At 46.9% G+C, this 16,916-nt stretch carries 17 protein-coding genes; 4 read left to right on the plus strand and 13 right to left on the minus strand.

The features are described from left to right. Positions 1-143 precede the first annotated feature (143 nt). The gene (gene glgA / locus ACSV5M_RS21020; protein WP_439178784.1) at positions 144-1,604 is read left to right on the plus strand and encodes a glycogen synthase GlgA; all 1,461 of its coding nucleotides are present in this window, start codon (positions 144-146) and stop codon (positions 1,602-1,604) included. Here the strand turns inward: glgA and ACSV5M_RS21025 are convergent. The 5 genes from ACSV5M_RS21025 to ACSV5M_RS21045 form a co-directional block, all read right to left on the minus strand. After that, complete coding sequence (locus tag ACSV5M_RS21025; RefSeq protein WP_439178786.1) at positions 1,601-2,344, minus strand: lysozyme inhibitor LprI family protein; 744 nt, start codon at positions 2,342-2,344, stop codon at positions 1,601-1,603. The genes glgA and ACSV5M_RS21025 overlap by 4 nt on opposite strands. 124 nt (positions 2,345-2,468) lie before the next feature. After that, entirely contained in the window at positions 2,469-3,032 is a 564-nt protein-coding gene (locus ACSV5M_RS21030) for a hypothetical protein (protein ID WP_439178789.1), read from the minus strand. Positions 3,033-3,100: 68 nt separating this feature from the next. Then, positions 3,101-3,475, minus strand: coding sequence for an iron chaperone (locus ACSV5M_RS21035; RefSeq protein ID WP_439178791.1), 375 nt, complete (start codon positions 3,473-3,475; stop codon positions 3,101-3,103). A gap of 107 nt (positions 3,476-3,582) precedes the next feature. Further along, complete coding sequence (locus tag ACSV5M_RS21040; protein WP_439178794.1) at positions 3,583-4,002, minus strand: VOC family protein; 420 nt, start codon at positions 4,000-4,002, stop codon at positions 3,583-3,585. Between the two features lie 136 nt (positions 4,003-4,138). After that, positions 4,139-4,642 carry a DUF421 domain-containing protein gene (locus ACSV5M_RS21045; RefSeq protein ID WP_439178795.1) on the minus strand — a complete coding sequence of 168 codons (504 nt, stop codon included), beginning with the start codon at positions 4,640-4,642 and terminating at the stop codon, positions 4,139-4,141. A gap of 289 nt (positions 4,643-4,931) precedes the next feature. On the opposite strand from ACSV5M_RS21045, the gene ACSV5M_RS21050 reads away from it, so the two are divergent. The 3 genes from ACSV5M_RS21050 to ACSV5M_RS21060 all read left to right on the plus strand — a co-directional run bounded on the left by ACSV5M_RS21050 (position 4,932) and on the right by ACSV5M_RS21060 (position 10,336). After that, positions 4,932-5,360: a DUF2231 domain-containing protein gene (locus ACSV5M_RS21050; protein ID WP_439178797.1), complete on the plus strand. Its 429-nt coding sequence runs from the start codon at positions 4,932-4,934 to the stop codon at positions 5,358-5,360. Positions 5,361-5,368: 8 nt separating this feature from the next. Continuing rightward, the gene (locus ACSV5M_RS21055; RefSeq protein WP_439178798.1) at positions 5,369-6,667 is read left to right on the plus strand and encodes a PQQ-dependent sugar dehydrogenase; all 1,299 of its coding nucleotides are present in this window, start codon (positions 5,369-5,371) and stop codon (positions 6,665-6,667) included. Positions 6,668-7,195: 528 nt separating this feature from the next. After that, positions 7,196-10,336, plus strand: coding sequence for a glycosyl hydrolase (locus tag ACSV5M_RS21060; protein WP_439178801.1), 3,141 nt, complete (start codon positions 7,196-7,198; stop codon positions 10,334-10,336). A 94-nt stretch (positions 10,337-10,430) separates the two neighbouring features. Here ACSV5M_RS21060 and ACSV5M_RS21065 read toward each other — a convergent pair whose 3' ends face one another. The 8 genes from ACSV5M_RS21065 to ACSV5M_RS21100 all read right to left on the minus strand — a co-directional run bounded on the left by ACSV5M_RS21065 (position 10,431) and on the right by ACSV5M_RS21100 (position 16,739). Further along, positions 10,431-10,823, minus strand: a complete 393-nt coding sequence (locus ACSV5M_RS21065) for a DUF1801 domain-containing protein (protein WP_439178802.1) — start codon at positions 10,821-10,823, stop codon at positions 10,431-10,433. 231 nt (positions 10,824-11,054) lie between these two features. Further along, positions 11,055-11,360: a hypothetical protein gene (locus ACSV5M_RS21070; protein WP_439178803.1), complete on the minus strand. Its 306-nt coding sequence runs from the start codon at positions 11,358-11,360 to the stop codon at positions 11,055-11,057. A gap of 80 nt (positions 11,361-11,440) precedes the next feature. Next, on the minus strand, positions 11,441-12,661 hold the full coding sequence (locus tag ACSV5M_RS21075; RefSeq protein ID WP_439178804.1) for a hypothetical protein: 1,221 nt from the start codon (positions 12,659-12,661) through the stop codon (positions 11,441-11,443). A 96-nt stretch (positions 12,662-12,757) separates the two neighbouring features. After that, entirely contained in the window at positions 12,758-13,201 is a 444-nt protein-coding gene (locus ACSV5M_RS21080; RefSeq protein WP_439178805.1) for a YybH family protein, read from the minus strand. Between the two features lie 131 nt (positions 13,202-13,332). Next, positions 13,333-13,539, minus strand: a complete 207-nt coding sequence (locus ACSV5M_RS21085; protein WP_087465631.1) for a hypothetical protein — start codon at positions 13,537-13,539, stop codon at positions 13,333-13,335. Continuing rightward, positions 13,532-13,951: a hypothetical protein gene (locus ACSV5M_RS21090; protein WP_087465632.1), complete on the minus strand. Its 420-nt coding sequence runs from the start codon at positions 13,949-13,951 to the stop codon at positions 13,532-13,534. Before ACSV5M_RS21090 ends, ACSV5M_RS21085 begins: the two co-directional genes overlap by 8 nt. A 171-nt stretch (positions 13,952-14,122) precedes the next feature. Next, the gene (locus tag ACSV5M_RS21095; RefSeq protein WP_439178806.1) at positions 14,123-15,931 is read right to left on the minus strand and encodes an AAA family ATPase; all 1,809 of its coding nucleotides are present in this window, start codon (positions 15,929-15,931) and stop codon (positions 14,123-14,125) included. A gap of 127 nt (positions 15,932-16,058) precedes the next feature. Beyond that, positions 16,059-16,739, minus strand: a complete 681-nt coding sequence (locus ACSV5M_RS21100) for a lysozyme inhibitor LprI family protein (protein ID WP_439178807.1) — start codon at positions 16,737-16,739, stop codon at positions 16,059-16,061. Positions 16,740-16,916: the final 177 nt, after the last annotated feature.

Below are 16,916 nucleotides of genomic sequence, written 5' to 3' on the forward strand. Positions count from 1 at the left end.
CATCCCTGTAGCTCCTTCAAGTCGTCCCTGACTTGAAGGTTTCGAAACAACAGGCCTAACGCCAAACTCGCATTGTGTAATCATCAGGTTAATCAGTTTTCAGCTTCGGTGTTTGTTACTGTTTCTAGAGACATTATCAGGTCATGAGTAATATTCTTTTTGTTACCAGCGAAGTCTTCCCTTTAATTAAAACCGGTGGTCTCGCTGATGTGGCGGCGAGTTTGCCGCGGGCGTTGATGAAGTTAAAACATAATGTGCGGATTTTGTTGCCGGGTTATGCGTCGGTGATGAAGGCGGCGGCTGGTGATGTGAAGAAAGTTGCGGTGCTTGATGTGGATGGAGAGTCTGTAACGCTGTGGAGGACGTTTTTGCCGGGTACGCGGGTGTTGGTGTGGTTGGTGGATGCGCCGGGGTTTTCTGAGCGGGAGGGGAATCCGTATTGTGGGCCGGATGGTTTTGATTGGCCGGATAATGCGCAGCGGTTTTTATTGTTTGCGAAGGTTGCACGGTTGGTTGCGTTGAATCAGGCGGGGTTGGATTGGCCGGTGGATGTGGTGCATTGCAATGATTGGCAAACCGGTATGGTCCCTGCTCTGCTGGCGCAGGATAGTGTGCGCCCGGCGACGGTTTTTACGATTCATAACCTGGCTTATCGCGGTTTGTTTTCCTGGGACACCTTTGCCAGCCTGGGCTTACCCCACGACTTGTGGCACATGGAGCGCCTGGAGTTTTACGGGCAGTTTTCGTTTATGAAAGGCGGTCTTGTGTATGCTGATCGCATTACAACGGTCAGCCCAAGTTACGCGCAGGAAATACAAACACCGGAAGCGGGTAATGGTCTGGATGGTTTGCTTCGCTACCGACAGTCGGCATTGTCCGGTATTTTAAATGGCATTGATGCGGACGAATGGAATCCGGGTACGGACAAGCACATCGCACAAATGTACACCCGTCGCACGCTCAACCATAAACTCAAAAATAAAATGGCTTTACAGGAGCGCAATGGTTTGGCGGTGTCCGAACAGCCGCTGCTGGGTTTTATCGGCCGGCTGGTGGATCAAAAAGGTATCGACCTGATTCTCGATAATTTATCGCAACTGTTAACGGAAGGCTGCCAGTGTATTATCCTCGGTAGCGGCATGAAAGATTACGAGCAACAGCTGCTCCAACTTGCGCAACAATACCCGCAGCAGTTGTCGGTAACCATCGGCTACAACGAATCCCTTGCTCATCAGATCGAAGCTGGCGCCGATATTTTTCTGATGCCATCGGCCTACGAACCCTGTGGCCTGAATCAACTTTATAGCCTGCGCTACGGCACCCTGCCCGTCGTCCACGCCGTCGGCGGTTTACGCGATAGCGTGATCGACTTCGCCGAGCCATCCCAAACTGATGCCACCGGTTTTATGTTCTATCAATACACCGCCCATGGACTCTACACCGCCATCCAGCGCGCGCTAACGGTGTTTCAGGATAAAAAAATCTGGCGGATGTTACAGAATAATGGGATGGGTAAGGATTTGAGTTGGCACCAAAGTGCCAGAAAGTACGAGCAACTGTATAGCGAGCTACTGATAACCAGCAGCCCGCATCCAAGCAGTTAAACCTTATTTGCCAGTGGGGCTAACTGTTGAAGACAGCTTGATTGATCCATCCAGCGCGCCTCGAGTGGTATTTTCTGAATGCATTTGATGGAAGAATTAATCCTGCGTAGCCGTTCTTCCATTAAATTCAGTTTACAGCGGGTAGCGTAAGTAGACGGCCAGGAACCACCCGCTCCCGTCAATGATCCGATTAACTCACACTCCTCAGTCGTGTATTCTTCCCAAGCAGGTTGCTGCTTCTTCAAGGCCGAAATGATCCGGGAATCAGGATTCACATTCCCGCCATGGTCCGGGGAAGCAGCCAGGAGCGCGATGAGTTCAGCATGCTTGGTCTCTAATTGGTGCGAGATTTTCCGTCTTTTTTCAGCCATAACAAGACCAGTATGCATAGCACTGCCCTCCGGCCAGCACTCCGGACGATCTGTGCACTGAACTTCGCCACCTGGCTTGGGCAATGTTTTTTCTTCGTAATCTAACCAACCGTTGACAAACTCGATCCTATTTTTGTACTCCTCTAGCACACAGTCCTCAGACTGGCAGTTATTTCTTTTCGTCAACCACTCCAACTGATTGTTGGTGAGCAAATCCGGGCGCTTGGCTTTACTTTTAACCTCGCCGTAACGCTTTGCCAGAGTTTCATCAGCAGAGGAAATCTCAGCATTTTTACAGATCATCTTTTCAATGCTGGAGCCAGCTTTATTGCAGTCAAAACTTGCGGCACATATCGGCAATGAAAACATACAACACAGTAATAAACTTAAACTTAACCTTAACATTAGAAATCCTATTAACCTAAATATCGAAATTAACTCTGCCTATGATTGCTGACGCCGCCACAGATTAGACACTACATTTTCGGCGACATCAAAGATCCTCTCTGACGGACATGCGTCGGACTGCCTCGTAGACAGATTTATCCTGCGTGAGCCAATCATCCGGACGCAAACTCTTTTTAATTCGCTTCAATGTTTTCGTGTGATCTATCTCATAACGGGTACCGACTTGATAACGCTTGGTTAACAGTTCGTTCAATTGCTGATACTCAGCTGGCTTCATCAGGGCAATAGATTTTCCATCCGACAACCATGGATTTCCCAAATACAAACGCTGTCCCAAACGCCAACGACCAACACTGTCTTTCATCATCAAATCCAGCACGTGGGTTGGTTGATCAGGTGGCATAGCGAGAGGTTGCAGGTGTGGAATGTAGAGCAACACAATTTCATATACACGTGCGCCCATACTGGGTGCGGCGTGTTCGAACGGATTACTCAGATAAACGTAATCGTCTTCACCATAAAGAACTATTGAACGGGTTTGGGAGTAATCATAATCCGGGATGTTGGTTTCGCGAATCGGTGATGGTGATGCATTCGCAGAAGAACAGACCATTAAGATCACTAAAAATAAAACATTAATCCGATACATAAAATAATCCCTTCTCATTGTTCTTCAGCACATTTTATATTCTTACCTCTTCACAAGCACAAAATTATTCACATCCAGTTAGCGCCCTCTTCTAACACAGCCCTCACGCGGTATTCAGCAATACGGTGTATCAGTTCTCTGGGTAGAGGTTTATCGAGAGGAAATTGAATTGTACTGCTTGAAGTTTTATAAACGTCAAGTTCGTTTGCAAAAGCTCGTACCGCCGCCGGCGTGGGATAAAGGCTGATGTGGTTTTTATGCGCTGCAAAGATAAACAGAATGGTTTTATATGATAGCGCTGGACTGCCCCACTTTAGCGACTCCTCTGCTTTGGGTGCCGCTTTACGCAGACAAGCGAGCATTTCGCGGAGTCTTTTCTGCGCTATATCCGGCGCAGACTCAATATATTCTTCAATTGTCCTGGGTTTGATTTTCTCAATCATGACGCGTCACCGCAGAAAATGTTCAAGGGATAATTTCAGACTGCAACAACATAAAGCCCCCGAAGGGGCGTTTGCAAAGGAGCGGTGCCAATGTGGCTGCTTAATGCTTAACCCACCTGCTCGGCACCCGGAAATGCAGCCATATCCATCCAGAAGGCCTCCCACACGTGACCATCAAGGTCTGCCAGATTCCGGTTGTACATAAACCCGAGATCCTGCACTGGATTGATATCCGCCGTGCCGCCATGTTCTGCGGCTATTTTGTTCATGGCATCTACCGCTTCGCGGCTGTCGAGAGCCAGAGCAATCATCACCTCGCTGGAGGTCTTGGGTGGAATCGGGCGCTGGGTAAAAGTCCGCCACTTATCGTGGGTCAGTAACATGACATGAATCGCTTCACTCCAGACCATGCAGGCGGCGGTATCATCGGTAAACTGCGGGTTGTTCTCAAAACCCAGCGCGGTATAAAAAGCCATTGACGCTTTAAGGTCCGTAACGGGCAAGTTGATAAATATCATTCGGGACATGGTTCATTTTCTCCAGATTATTGGTTAATAAACAGCCTTAAGCGCTGTACTTTATAGTCGAACAGCCCGAACCAATTTCGACAGGTCGCTAAAAATTTTTATTCAGTGATTCAAAAACCTCTGCACTATTTATTACCTACAGCTTTCTTTTTAGCGACGTCAGCTCCCCTCCTTGTTGATTCTGAAGCACAGTTAAACTACCGTCAGTCTCCAGGACAATGGCGGCCACATTTTCAATTTGGGGTAAACCTTGTGAGCGTACAGCAAAAAGCACTTCTTCTTGGGTAACGCGCTGCTGGCGCAAAGCATCCGTCAGAAACCGCCCCTCATAAAATAATAAGGAGGGTTCTGCTTTAATGAGGTTTTCAACCCAATGTGATCGCACTGAAGCCCAGGTAATAATGTACTGAAGGCCAATTAACATCATGAATGCAGCCACACCTTCAATTAAGGCTACTTCTTTTGACAGCAAAACGGTTGCGAGTGTTGAGCCCAGTGCGATAGTAACAATCAAGTCAAATGCATTCATCTTAGACAAGGTGCGTTTCCCAGAAATACGAAGCAAGAACACCAATGCCGCATAAGCCAGAATACCAACCATGAATACACGCACAACATCATACCAGCCATCGAAAAACATGTTGTAGCACCTCTTGCTTGCTGTAAAAAATTATGTTGCGAAGAGTAACCTTATACCGAATTCGTTCATGTATGCCACATCACCAAGGGGTGGCGCATCAGCAAGGCTTTATCCGGCACATCCATCATTAGACAGCACCTCCTCTATTCGTTTGCTAAGTAACATTCGCGATATTGCACTTGGAACCGCACCACCCCAGAAGCGTCACAGCCCCGTAAAATCTTATAGCAATAATTAACGAAGCGATTCATCCACGTGTGAAGTGGTTTTGATAAAGAGGAGATATGTAGTGACAGTCAATGACGGTCGACTATTTTACATGAGGCTTCACCCGGTCCATGGTGTTTTACTCGCCGGCACTATCCCATTGTTTCTGGGAAGTGTATTAAGCGACCTGGCCTACACATCCTCCTACCATATTCAGTGGAGTAACTTCGCCTCCTGGTTCATTACCGGCGGCCTTGTGTTCGGCGGCTTTGCGTTGCTGGGAGCTATTATTCATCTAGCTCGCACCAAAAGCCGCAACAGATATTCCCTTCTCTATACGCTGTTATTGCTGGCGACCTGGATATTGGGGTTCTTTAACGCCTTTATCCACGCCAAAGACGCCTGGGCTACGATGCCCACCGGGCTGATTCTTTCGATCATCGTGATGTTACTCGCCTGCGCATCCACCTGGATCGGCTTCGCCAAATTTGGTGTAGGAGGTGGACGATGAATTTTTTCATGTCGAACAAGCGACTGTTTATTTCCGTTGTCGTGGCTGGCCTCCTCAGCGCATGTGATGGCAATGATCCAGAGTCTGCACAGTACGGTAATAATCCTGAGCTTCCGGAGCCACAACGTGGGCTGTTGCCCGCAATGACGATTGCCCAGCCTGCCCCTTGGGGCGACCAACAACCGACCGTACCGCAAGGTTACAAAGTATCTGCCATCGCCACCGATCTCAAAGTCCCGCGGCAGATGCTGGTTTTGCCCAATGGTGACATCCTGGTTGCAGAAGGCAAAGGCGGTAACGCTCCCGCACTTAAACCCAAAGACATCATCGCCGGTTACATCAAATCCAAAGGAACCACCTCGGTCGAGAGTGGTGACCGGTTGACCTTGTTGCGCGACGCTGATGGCGACGGCACTTATGAATTACGCACAGTGTTCGCCGACAACCTGAATGCGCCCTACGGCCTGGCATTGGTTGATAACAACCTCTATGTGGCCAACCAAGATGCGTTGGTGCGCTTCGATTACCGCGAGGGGCAAACCGAGGCGAGCGGCGCACCTACCAAAGTCACCGATCTGCCGTCGCGCATCAATCACCACTGGACCAAAGCCTTAACCGCCAGTGCTGATGGTCGCTTTCTCTACGTCGGTATCGGTTCCAACAGCAATATTACCGAGCGTGGCATGATTGCCGAAGTCGACCGCGCCATGGTCTGGGAAGTGAACGCAGAAACCGGCGCACATCGACCGTATGCGACGGGTTTACGGAATCCCACCGCGTTGACGATTCAACCCGGCACCGGCCAGTTGTGGGCCGTAGTGAATGAGCGCGATGAAATAGGACCAAACCTGGTGCCTGATTACCTGACCTCGGTCCAGGAAGGCGGTTTTTACGGTTGGCCTTACAGCTATTGGGGTCAACATGTGGATGACCGGGTGCGCCCACAGGATCCACAAAAAGTTGCATCTGCCATCACACCTGATTATGCGCTGGGATCGCATGTTGCAGCACTCGGTCTCGACTTTTCCGAAGCCAGCATGGGCGCAGAATTCGCCGATGGTGTGTTCGTTGGCATGCACGGTAGCTGGAATCGTAAAAACCCGGTGGGATATAAAGTGGTCTTTGTGCCCTTTCGCAACGGCCGTCCCGACGGTCAGCCGGTGGACTTTGTTACCGGCTTTCGCAGCGACGACGGAAAAACCCGTGGCCGCCCCGTGGGCGTCACGGTAGATCCGCGAGGTGCACTGATTATCGCAGACGATCTTTCCAATACCATCTGGCGAGTAACGCCGACAGGTTCGCAGTAACAGCGCCTAGCGCAACTTCAAAATTGGTTGATTAAGTGAATCAGGTTTGAATGAATTTCAAGTACCCGAAAGCATGGACGCATTCGGGTTTCATTTATTATCTGTTTTAAACAGCAGCCATCGACGCCAAAACCTGCAACGAACTGCTTATCTCCAACGATGCAATGACTCCATATCCCCACAAAAAAGTGGGACGCCTTTAAAATCTCTCAGCAACACCATCCCACCTTGTGAATCTTACCTCGCCAACGGAACACCAACCAAACCGCCAACATGAGTGCAACACCTGTATCGACTGGGCTTACAAAGGTGGGACACAAGAGTGGGACATATACCGTGAAATGCGGGCATTCCCATGCTCCCCGCGTCTGTTTAAGTGGGACGACGCGTGCATTGATCTACAGGAAGATAGCCGCAGCCTGAGCCATTGATCAACAGGGATGTAGCAGCCAGGCCACAATACATAACTTTAATAACGAGCCTTGCGCATCTGTTTTTCCCCATGCCAAGGCATATAGAGGGCCATCCATGTTCCGATTTCCTAAAACCTTACTCTGTTTGTCTGCACTTTTTGTATCCCACTCAACCCTTGCCGAGCTCACACCCTATGGTGCAGGCAATATCAGCGACACCATTAATCCGGCCAGTTACAAATGCGCTATCGATCACGGCACCTGGATTTATAACGCGGGCGTTGTGCAGCCGGGCGTAAGCGGTTGCGATCCTATCGGTGCGCCAACTCCGCTCGCTCCAAAACTGGTAGCACCCGCGAGTGAAAAACACACCATGACCCACCGCTGGTGGGGCTCCGTTTCCTTTTTTGGTGAGATGACCATTGGCGATCCGAGCAAAGCGGGGTACATCACGCCCGATCCGATTACCGCGCGCATCACCAACCGCGGCACACGCATACTCGGTATTCCTGCCGGTTTACAAGCCAGAGATAAAGAATACATCTACCCTATTCCCGATCCGTTTAGCGAAGTATTTGATGGTATCGCTGTTGCTAACACCGATTACCCGAACATGAGCGCAGCACTCAAGGATTACAGCGATGGTTCCGTTACGGTTCAATGGAACAGCGGCGATACGCCAGTGATGGAAGCGACCTTTGTTCACGGTTCGCCGTATATTTATTTCAGCGCGCTGGAGGGTAATCTGGTGGTGCGCACCAAAGCGCCGGACAGTGGCGAGAAAGGTATTTTTTACCAGGAAGGCAACAGCCTGGGCGTATGGACCAGTGTCGCGGGCAATCGCAACCATTTTTTAATTACCGGCCACGACACCACTGAATTTACCAATATTAATTCCGCCGAAATCGGCGTGAACAATCCCGTAAAACGCATGACCGTTACCTGGTTGCCGCAGCTGGCGAGCAATCCCACCACACCCATGATTCAGGCATTTGAAGCGCATGCGACGACACGCGTAGACGAAGTCTTTATCGACTACAGTGTTGACCGCAGTAACAACAGCGTGACGGTGTCCCATGAATACCGTTTTCAGGATGCACCGGTCACCACCATGGCTGGCCTGTTACCCATGCATTGGAAAAATTCTGACCAGGCATTAAGCGGCTACAAGATTCGCAGCGCACGCGGCGTTACCCAATTCGCTGAAACCAGCAGCTTCAGTTACACCATTCCTTTTGTCGGTGTACTGCCCTACTTTCCCGAAGGCATTGGCGAATACGATCCTGTGCAATTGCAGGCATTGATCACGGAATTTATGGACCAGGGCGCCGCCAACTGGAATACCGCGGAAGACACCTACTGGGCCGGTAAAAACTACGGTAAGGTTGCGGAGCTGGCAGCTATCGCACGCTCAAACGACATGGTCGAAGAAGCCGATACGTTAATCAATTGGTTGAAAGCTGAATTGGAAGATTGGTTCCGCGCCGACACCAACGGCAGCCTGGATACCAATAAATATTTTGTGTACGACGACCAATGGAACACGTTGCTCGGACTGGAGGAATCCTTCGGTTCTCATCAACAATTGAATGACCACCATTTCCATTACGGTTATTTTGTTCGTGCCGCCACGGAAGTTTGCCGCGTTGATCCGGACTGGTGTGGCGCTGATGCCTGGGGCCCGATGATTGAATTGTTGATCCGCGATTACGCCGGCGGCCGCGACGATACGATGTTCCCCTACCTGCGCAATTTTGATCCGGCTTATGGTTTTTCCTGGGCGTCGGGCCACGCCAATTTTGCGCAGGGCAACAACAACGAATCCACCTCGGAAGCTGCCAACTCCTACGGCGCCATCGTGCTGTACGGTTTGATTACCGGAAACGATGAACTGGTGGAACGCGGCATGTACTTGCATGCATCCTCAACCTCTGCCTATTGGGAATACTGGAATAATATCGATCGCTTCCGTGGGCTGGATGGCGATTACGATAACTTCCCCGCCGGTTATACGCGCATGACCACCTCGATTATCTGGGGCAGCGGCCATGTGTTCTCCACCTGGTTCAGCGGCGCCTTCGCGCATATCCTCGGTATTCAGGGTTTACCCTTAAGCCCATTGGTATTGCACATCGGTCAACACGCTGATTATCTGAAAGACTATGTTGACGTCGGTATGAGCGGCGAATCCAGCAACGGCAAACCTTCCGGTTTACCGGATGATCATTGGCGCGATGTCTGGTGGAATATCTGGTCAATGACCGATGGCACTGCGGCACTGGATGATCTGGAAACATACGGTTTTGATTACGTTCCCGAAGCTGGCGAAACCAAAGCCCACACCTATCACTGGGTGCATACTTTTGCCAAACTCGGCCACACCCTGACCGGCACCGGCGAGCTGACTGCGGATTTACCCTCGGCAGTGGCATTTCATAATAATGGCGTTACTACCTACCTCGCCTACAACTACAGCACTACTGAAACGCCGGTAAACTTTTCAGACGGTGTAACACTTACCGCAGCACCCGGCAGCTTCAGCATGACGCAACAAGGCGAGCCTAACAGCAGCTCTTCATCGAGCGCTGCCAGCAGCGTATCGTCCAGCACAGCGTCTTCCGTTGCATCCAGCAGTTCATCGGCCAATACCAATTGCGATGAAATTTGTTTGCAGGAAATCAACACCACCACACTCCGCGCCATAGTGACCGAAGGCGATATTGTGGATATTCACTACACCCTCAACGGTGGCCCACAACAAAACCTGCGCATGCAACAGGACGGTAGTAATTGGTATTACGACATCACCGGCCTGGTTGCCGGCGACATGGTCAACGTCTCCTTTACGATTATTGCCGGCACCGGCAGAACCACGCCCTGGCAACTGCATGAATTCTCCGGAAACGGTGCATCCAGCAGCTCGACTGCTTCATCGAGTTCGGAGCCTACGGCAACAAGCTCGGCTTCTTCTGCAAGCTCTGAATCCTCAGCAAGCTCGGCGCCATCGAGTGCTTCATCATCCAGCACATCGGCAGTGGTATCTTCCAGCAGCCTTAGCAGTTCATCACAAGCAAACAGCTCATCTACAGAAAGCGCTGCCAGTTCGCAAGAGTCGTCTGCTATTTCCAGCAACAGCTCAGCAGCCAGCAGTAGAGAAAGTAGTGGTGGTGGTAGCACGAGTCCGTTTTTGTTGTTATTGATGCTGACGGTGTTAGGTAGTGGTGTTGTAAATAAAATACGTTCCGTGAGGAAATAAATCGTTGGTGAACGACGTCGATGTGATTGGGTGATGCATCGACGTTGTTTTAATCAGTAGACCTGCGACAAATACGACGCGTTTCTGGACCCTATTATTTCAACCTTTCCAGATTACCTTTTCTCTGAACAATATTTTTGTAATCCCACTGAATTTCTTTGGATTTCTTCAACCACCGACGCAGCGCGGTTTTGTTGATATCGGCAGCATCGCTGTAGAAGATTGAGGCATCCTTGAATTTCTTACCTAATACATTTAGCTCCGGCTCCTCAAAATCTGCCCCACTCCAAAACATCAATCGAATTCCAGGCTTCTGCTTGCTGTACCCGGCTATAGGATTGCCATCCAGAAACCAGACCGGATGCCCATGCCAAATCTTGCTCTCAGCGCCAGACAGACTACGATCAATCTCGCCTGCGAGTGCATCACATATGTCTTTGTCAACCAGTGCCTGCTTTTCGTTATATTCCAGAATTTCTGGGATCATGTGAATTCTCCAATCTTACTTTCACGGCATATAGCAGGATGGTCGCAGCAGCCAACCGATGGACTGACGACCGCAGGAATCATTTACTTTTTACCGTACTTCCAACTTGTTAAAAGATGCTTCACAGCCAAAACGACAGATACTGTGATGGCCCAGATTCCCATAAAGGGAACCATGAACTCAAAGAATGCTCCTGAGATATACTCCATGCTTCCTGGGTCACTCATATTGTCATGCTTCGTCAGATATTTTTTCCCATATTTTTCCATATCCTGATTTATTCATCAGTGCATCCATCTCATAAGCAATATCTGGAGCCATTTGCGTGTTATCTGTTCCGCCGAGAACAACTATATTTTGCTCCCTGTCTTTTGCCATTGTATCCAACATATCCCAGATAAAATGACCCAAATGCGATGCATCCTCTTCGGATAACAAACCACTATCCAGTATCTTCAACACTTTCGCATCATTCTTTTTGGTGGCATAGTGCTGCACCAAGTCTCGCACATGAGGATAACGCAGAGTTAATATCATAGAACCTTTCCTCCAGCCCGTATAACTGACATACGACTCACCATCGTAGATGGCTACGTCATCGGGTGCATGTACGACATTTAAAGATAGTCAAGAAGCAGACGATTCACTTTCTCTTGGCCAATTACATCAACCATAGCCTCCAAGAACTCAGACGGAAGCTCGCCGTTCGTACCGAAACGACCATTTATAAGTAAAGAAAGATAGTCATCCAAATTCTTTTGACTTCGCGTTACACCTATAATCGCTTCATCTAAATCCTTCCAAAACGCTGCGCCCTTCACGTAGAACTGTGCATAGTGCTGTCCTTCGCCCTGCCCTACAAGCTGTTGAGCTTTCAATAAGCCTATTTGACTCATTTCGCCCACCATCTGCTTGAAGATCTGTGAAGCGAGTTTATCTTCTCCAAGAGATTTAAATCCGTAGTAATGAGCCAGACTCTCGGAAGCCCAAAGCGCCTCGGTTCCCAGGCCTAACATGTGTGCCATCTCGTGACCAGCTACCCACAAATACTTTATAAGGTCTGATGAAATCACCCCTCGTTCATTTACAGCGATATTTGCCAAGTAAGCGTCTTTTCCTGCTGCTCCTCCAATCACGTCTAAGGAAGCATCAATTCCCAGTACTAACACGTCAACCGTTTGTGGAGGTGTCGAGGGGTTAACAGGAGTGATGACTTTTTGCAGGTAGGATAACTGTTGTTCATAAGATCCATAGAGATTTTTAATGTCAAAGGCCTCAGGTAAATGGCCAGAAAAAAAATTGAATGACGTTTCTCCGGAAGTTACCTGTTTGCTGGGCTCACCAACAAGCATCAACAGCGGCGCTTCTTTGGATGATGGTACATGCCGACATATTGCTCGGTCTTTTGTACAAATTTCAGATTCAGCCGTATTCGAAGCCAAACGCAGGAGACTTCCCCACTCGGAAAACAGCCACCACTTTCCCGGATAGTAAAGATTTTCTTGGGCGGAAACATCATGGTTCGGGCGATCCACTTCAATAAATTGTATGCCCCAGATAATCTCTGAACAGCCAGCAGGTACCATCCATCCACCATCATCCTCGCGCGATAACGTTTTGCCCGATGTGCTACAAATTGGATTCTTGATGTTTGATTCTTTTAACTGCCTGGAAATCAAACGGGTTTCAGTATGGAGAGCATCTTCAAAACTGAGTCGAATAGTACCCATCGTTGGAGCGGAGCTATTGATCAATAGCTCGTACTGTAATGCAAAAGATTTGTCTGGAAGAAAAAAAGGAATCGCAAAAATCAGTATTGCCCTGTATATCCATTTCATTTTCGACCTATTTATTAGGTGGTAAAGGCATCTGCCTCTCTGGCGCAATCGCGAGGCGCCTATTTTTCTTGCGGAGTGATACATTCCTTCCCATCATCAAGGTTTCAAATCGACGGCGGCAAGGCCACTGCCATCCATCTTCATCGGCACCGAATTGTGCTCGTGGACGATCATCCAGTCGTCTCCGGAGCGTTTGAATACGAGCGTAGTGCGGAACCACAGCTCGACGGCTCCTTCTCCAATCTTTTCCCCTCGCATGTGGCTGAGACCATAAGCGATGCCAAGGTCGCCATTGATCAGAATCCGCGACTCACGAAACTCGACCCGAGGCCCCGGTTCCCTCCAGGTTTTCAGCCAGGCACGCAGCTCCTCAGCATCGCGCGCATCGGCTCCAGCGAAAGCAAGCGGCGGCTGTAGGTCGTAGACCACAACATCACGCGCAAACGGTTCGATGGCAGCTTCAGCGTCTGCGTTAGCGATGGCTGTCTCGCGTGCAGCAATCAAGCTCTTGATAGCGTCTATATCGGCATTGGTATTCATGTCCAGTTCTCCAGATTCAATTACCAGGATAGGCAATGATTAGTCGAATTGAAGAGGTCAAAATCGACAGGAGAACCTGATTTGTCGCATAACACCGCGCACACCAGCGGGGCCACCGCAACAAATTAACATTATTTTAGTTCGACCCCGTATGAATTAAGCGCACCGTACTGAATGGTCTTTCTGGCGGACTCAATGTCTTGTAATTTTTCATCAAAAATAAGTTCTTCATCTTCGCTCGAAGAACTTAAAGACATTTGCTCTAAATACTTTTCGTAATGCGCCAATGCCTCCCAAATTATATTGTATTCCTTTATTAAAATTGTTGGATTAGCCATTTTTAACCTCCACAGCAGATAGCTTCACAACACGAACCCTATCCATTCCTAGCTCCTCAAGAAGCCCGAGATATTTTTTCAAAGGCATTTGCCTCTCTGGCGCAATCATAAAGTGACCTTCATGACCAGGACGCATATCCTTAACGAGCTTTAAGCCTTGAGGAATCTGAGCATGCTTCTTTATTCGCCATATCGTTTTTCCAGGTCTCTTCATAATGGGTGTCAAATAATTAAAAGCAGAGAACCCATTTCCATTAGCCATGACAACATCGACACCATTAATCTTTGTAATAAGAACATCGGACTTTGCTCGCTCTTCAGTGAAAGCAGGCCATGTCGCGTTGCCCATTCTGTATAGATTTTCAGTAAACATCGTCACGTCATAAATGTATAAATCTTCATTGTTAATCATGTTTTTCTCCTTGACTTATGATTCAGGCAATGATGAGTAAAATAAAAATAGTTTCAGTACCAATATCGATAGTGAGGCGTCTTACTTTTCTTGGGGAAATCGGAGAGCTAACATTTAAGCTGTGCGGCGCAAACGAAGCGCAGCGTAGTTTGCATCCGAACAAGCGCCTTGTTAGCCATTAATTATTTGTTCGATTATTTGAAAAACTGACTCAAAGCACTCAAAGTCTACGGCCTCCCCATTCTCACAAAGCCAGTTACACATATTTCCTTTTTCATCTTTATTTACAGATTTAGTCGATGGTAGCGTGATCTCATTGCCTCGTGTTCTAGCTTTTCCTTCTTCTTGAATATCAATGAATTGAGGATTTTCCAACTCAATTTTATCTATGACATCGATTGAAAATAAATTTTCTATGCCGACAGATATAGGATTACCTGGCACACTGGGGATTACGCGTTTGAATACGAGATTTTTGTCGTTATCTTGCTTGTTGGTATCGCAGTCATAAAGAAGTATTATTTTGTTTGGTAAAACTTCAGATATAGAATTGTTATAGCTTTTCCATATTTTATCTAAATTTCCAAATCCACTTCCATCTTTTAGCTGTACTCTATCGAGAAGCTCTCTCTTTTCAAGAAAATCTGCCGCTTTATTTAAATAACGAATATCATAATCACCTTCTACAAAAACAACTGGTTTTGAGTGATGCTCAATTTCTGCCTTAATTTCCGCCCTATGCTTTGCGGTTTGTCTAAAGGCCTCGTAGGCAGCCACAAACTCAGAGAAATCATTCGCTGCGACTTCACTGCCATCTGGCATGTTAATAATTTCAAATCCATCACTTCCAAACTCTTCATCCATTCCTAGCAGGAACAGGGGAGCATGTGTCGTTATTATGAATTGAACATTAGGAAAAGACTTGATCAGCTTAGGAAGAACTTCCTTTTGGTGAATAGTGTGGAGGTGTGAGTCAATTTCATCGATTATTACTATGCCCCTAATATCACTTAAGTTGTTAAGTTTTCCATCTGACAAGTCATAGTCCCTTATAATAGACAAAAACAAGTTAATCAGTTGCACTTCACCAGTAGATAGTTGAAATAAATTAGGAACCCATATTTTTTCATCCTTCATAACCGATATTTGTCTATCTTTTCTTGCTCCAGCACCCAACCTTATATTTCCTGACTCTCTTAGAACGACCCTAATTACATTTAGAACGGCCTCATAAATATTTGCGCTTTGACCAGAAAAGCCATTAAATATTGGGAACATTTTTTTCGGTTGATTTTGGGCTAGCTGTAGCGGAGCATTTAGAATATTTAAGTCATAGAGTTGCCTATCAAACAGCAGATCAAGTAGCCAATTATTGTTATTCTTTAGCGGTGACGTGCAAATAAGCTCTCTGTTCGAAATACCTGTAATCTTCTTTAAATCAGTATAGTTTGCCTGGGCTTTCAGATTATGAATATTTAGCCATGCTGGCTCTTCAAATCTGTTTACAGGGAAATATAAACAACATTGTTTTTTAAATATTGATTGAGTATTTTGTGAGTTAGTGTTAAATGTCGACTCAAAATGAGAGGTTTGCGATATATCTATTTTGGTCCAATCTTTTCTAGGCGGCGTATAGCCTAGTTTTTCTTCAAAATCTTTCCGCGTTAAAATAAGCTGCCATTCTTGAACTAATTCCCCTGTTTCAAATTCGACCTTAGAGTATGAAAAATGCTCGCCTGATTTAACATATTTCGGGCTTCTGTATTTAAATACTTTTCCTTTTTCCACTTCTACATCTTCAAACACCATCTGTTTCCCAACAATAAGGGCATTTACCAAATGCGCTAGGAGAATACTTTTACCTGACCCATTCTCGCCAACTATTACGAGTGGTTTAGGGCCATCTTCTCTTTTTGGGAACTCAATATTTATTCTTGATATTGGCCCTACATTATCAATCTCTATTTTCTTAAAAAGCATTCGTATTACCTATTTGATAGATTGTACACATAGTGCTCATGAGCTATTTATACGTGGCTAACATTAAGCGCAACGGCGCGAAGCGTCCGGCACCGAAGGTGCAAATTGGCGCGCCCTGTTAAAATCTTTAGTAGAAAAGAGTATCTTTATCTGCCTTGAAATCATTAATCCTATGGAAATAACTATAAATTAGACATGACGTGTCTTTACATTGATTTCTTTTTTTAAGCCAAACACGCTGCTCTTGAATAATCCCAGAATTGTCAACCTTATTTGCTTTGGCTTTTGTATAAAAATCGTTTAGACGCCTATCTGCGAGAGACAAATAGAAGTCTCCACATATCATTCTTTCAGCATCATTTAAAGCTGACGAACAACTAAAGCTTGGGCTGAAATCAGATTGCGGAGAAGCAGCGCATCTTCCAAATTTTACTCCTTCTTTTAACTCAGCCATGATTTTTTCATCAAAATCTTTTAGCTGCGAGATAATGCAAACATCATCGTGCACAGATATATCTCCACAGACATCGTCAATACAAAACATTCTGCAGCTCGCTATCATGTAAGGAACCCAAGAAGAATGGTAAGTTTTATATACTTCTTGCCACTCGTTTTTTTCATTGCAATTTTCTATTTTCTGCATAGTCTCTAAATAATGCCCGATTAAACTAGAGTGAGCAGCTGAAAGAAAATATCGCTCACACATAATTTTACTGTTATCTCCTAAATTTGGGTCGCTGCATTCAGGATCTGCGTGAACGCTTGCGCAAGAATAGAAAACAATAATTAGACCTATTAGATATTTCATGCACCGATCCCTTGAAAGTATTTTTAACAAGGCTGTAGAAAAACAATATTAAGAAATCGCTATTCCCAGCCCTTATTGATTTAAGTTCTGTTCCATATTCAAGCAAAACTATTTACTACAATCACGCAATATTTGAAATTGAACAATATCTTTTCCCAGGAAGCCATTTATCACGCT

The organism is Cellvibrio sp. ARAG 10.3, assembly GCF_051846955.1.
GTDB lineage: Bacteria > Pseudomonadota > Gammaproteobacteria > Pseudomonadales > Cellvibrionaceae > Cellvibrio.

Bases quoted from the DNA above. Each gene is read 5' to 3' on its own strand.
- glgA (WP_439178784.1), top strand. From the start codon at position 144: ATGAGTAATATTCTTTTTGTTACCAGCGAAGTCTTCCCTTTAATTAAA.
- ACSV5M_RS21025 (WP_439178786.1), bottom strand. From the start codon at position 2,344: ATGTTTTCATTGCCGATATGTGCCGCAAGTTTTGACTGCAATAAAGCT.
- ACSV5M_RS21030 (WP_439178789.1), bottom strand. From the start codon at position 3,032: ATGTATCGGATTAATGTTTTATTTTTAGTGATCTTAATGGTCTGTTCT.
- ACSV5M_RS21035 (WP_439178791.1), bottom strand. From the start codon at position 3,475: ATGATTGAGAAAATCAAACCCAGGACAATTGAAGAATATATTGAGTCT.
- ACSV5M_RS21040 (WP_439178794.1), bottom strand. From the start codon at position 4,002: ATGTCCCGAATGATATTTATCAACTTGCCCGTTACGGACCTTAAAGCG.
- ACSV5M_RS21045 (WP_439178795.1), bottom strand. From the start codon at position 4,642: ATGTTTTTCGATGGCTGGTATGATGTTGTGCGTGTATTCATGGTTGGT.
- ACSV5M_RS21055 (WP_439178798.1), top strand. From the start codon at position 5,369: ATGTCGAACAAGCGACTGTTTATTTCCGTTGTCGTGGCTGGCCTCCTC.
- ACSV5M_RS21060 (WP_439178801.1), top strand. From the start codon at position 7,196: ATGTTCCGATTTCCTAAAACCTTACTCTGTTTGTCTGCACTTTTTGTA.
- ACSV5M_RS21065 (WP_439178802.1), bottom strand. From the start codon at position 10,823: ATGATCCCAGAAATTCTGGAATATAACGAAAAGCAGGCACTGGTTGAC.
- ACSV5M_RS21070 (WP_439178803.1), bottom strand. From the start codon at position 11,360: ATGATATTAACTCTGCGTTATCCTCATGTGCGAGACTTGGTGCAGCAC.
- ACSV5M_RS21075 (WP_439178804.1), bottom strand. From the start codon at position 12,661: ATGAAATGGATATACAGGGCAATACTGATTTTTGCGATTCCTTTTTTT.
- ACSV5M_RS21080 (WP_439178805.1), bottom strand. From the start codon at position 13,201: ATGAATACCAATGCCGATATAGACGCTATCAAGAGCTTGATTGCTGCA.
- ACSV5M_RS21085 (WP_087465631.1), bottom strand. From the start codon at position 13,539: ATGGCTAATCCAACAATTTTAATAAAGGAATACAATATAATTTGGGAG.
- ACSV5M_RS21090 (WP_087465632.1), bottom strand. From the start codon at position 13,951: ATGATTAACAATGAAGATTTATACATTTATGACGTGACGATGTTTACT.
- ACSV5M_RS21095 (WP_439178806.1), bottom strand. From the start codon at position 15,931: ATGCTTTTTAAGAAAATAGAGATTGATAATGTAGGGCCAATATCAAGA.
- ACSV5M_RS21100 (WP_439178807.1), bottom strand. From the start codon at position 16,739: ATGAAATATCTAATAGGTCTAATTATTGTTTTCTATTCTTGCGCAAGC.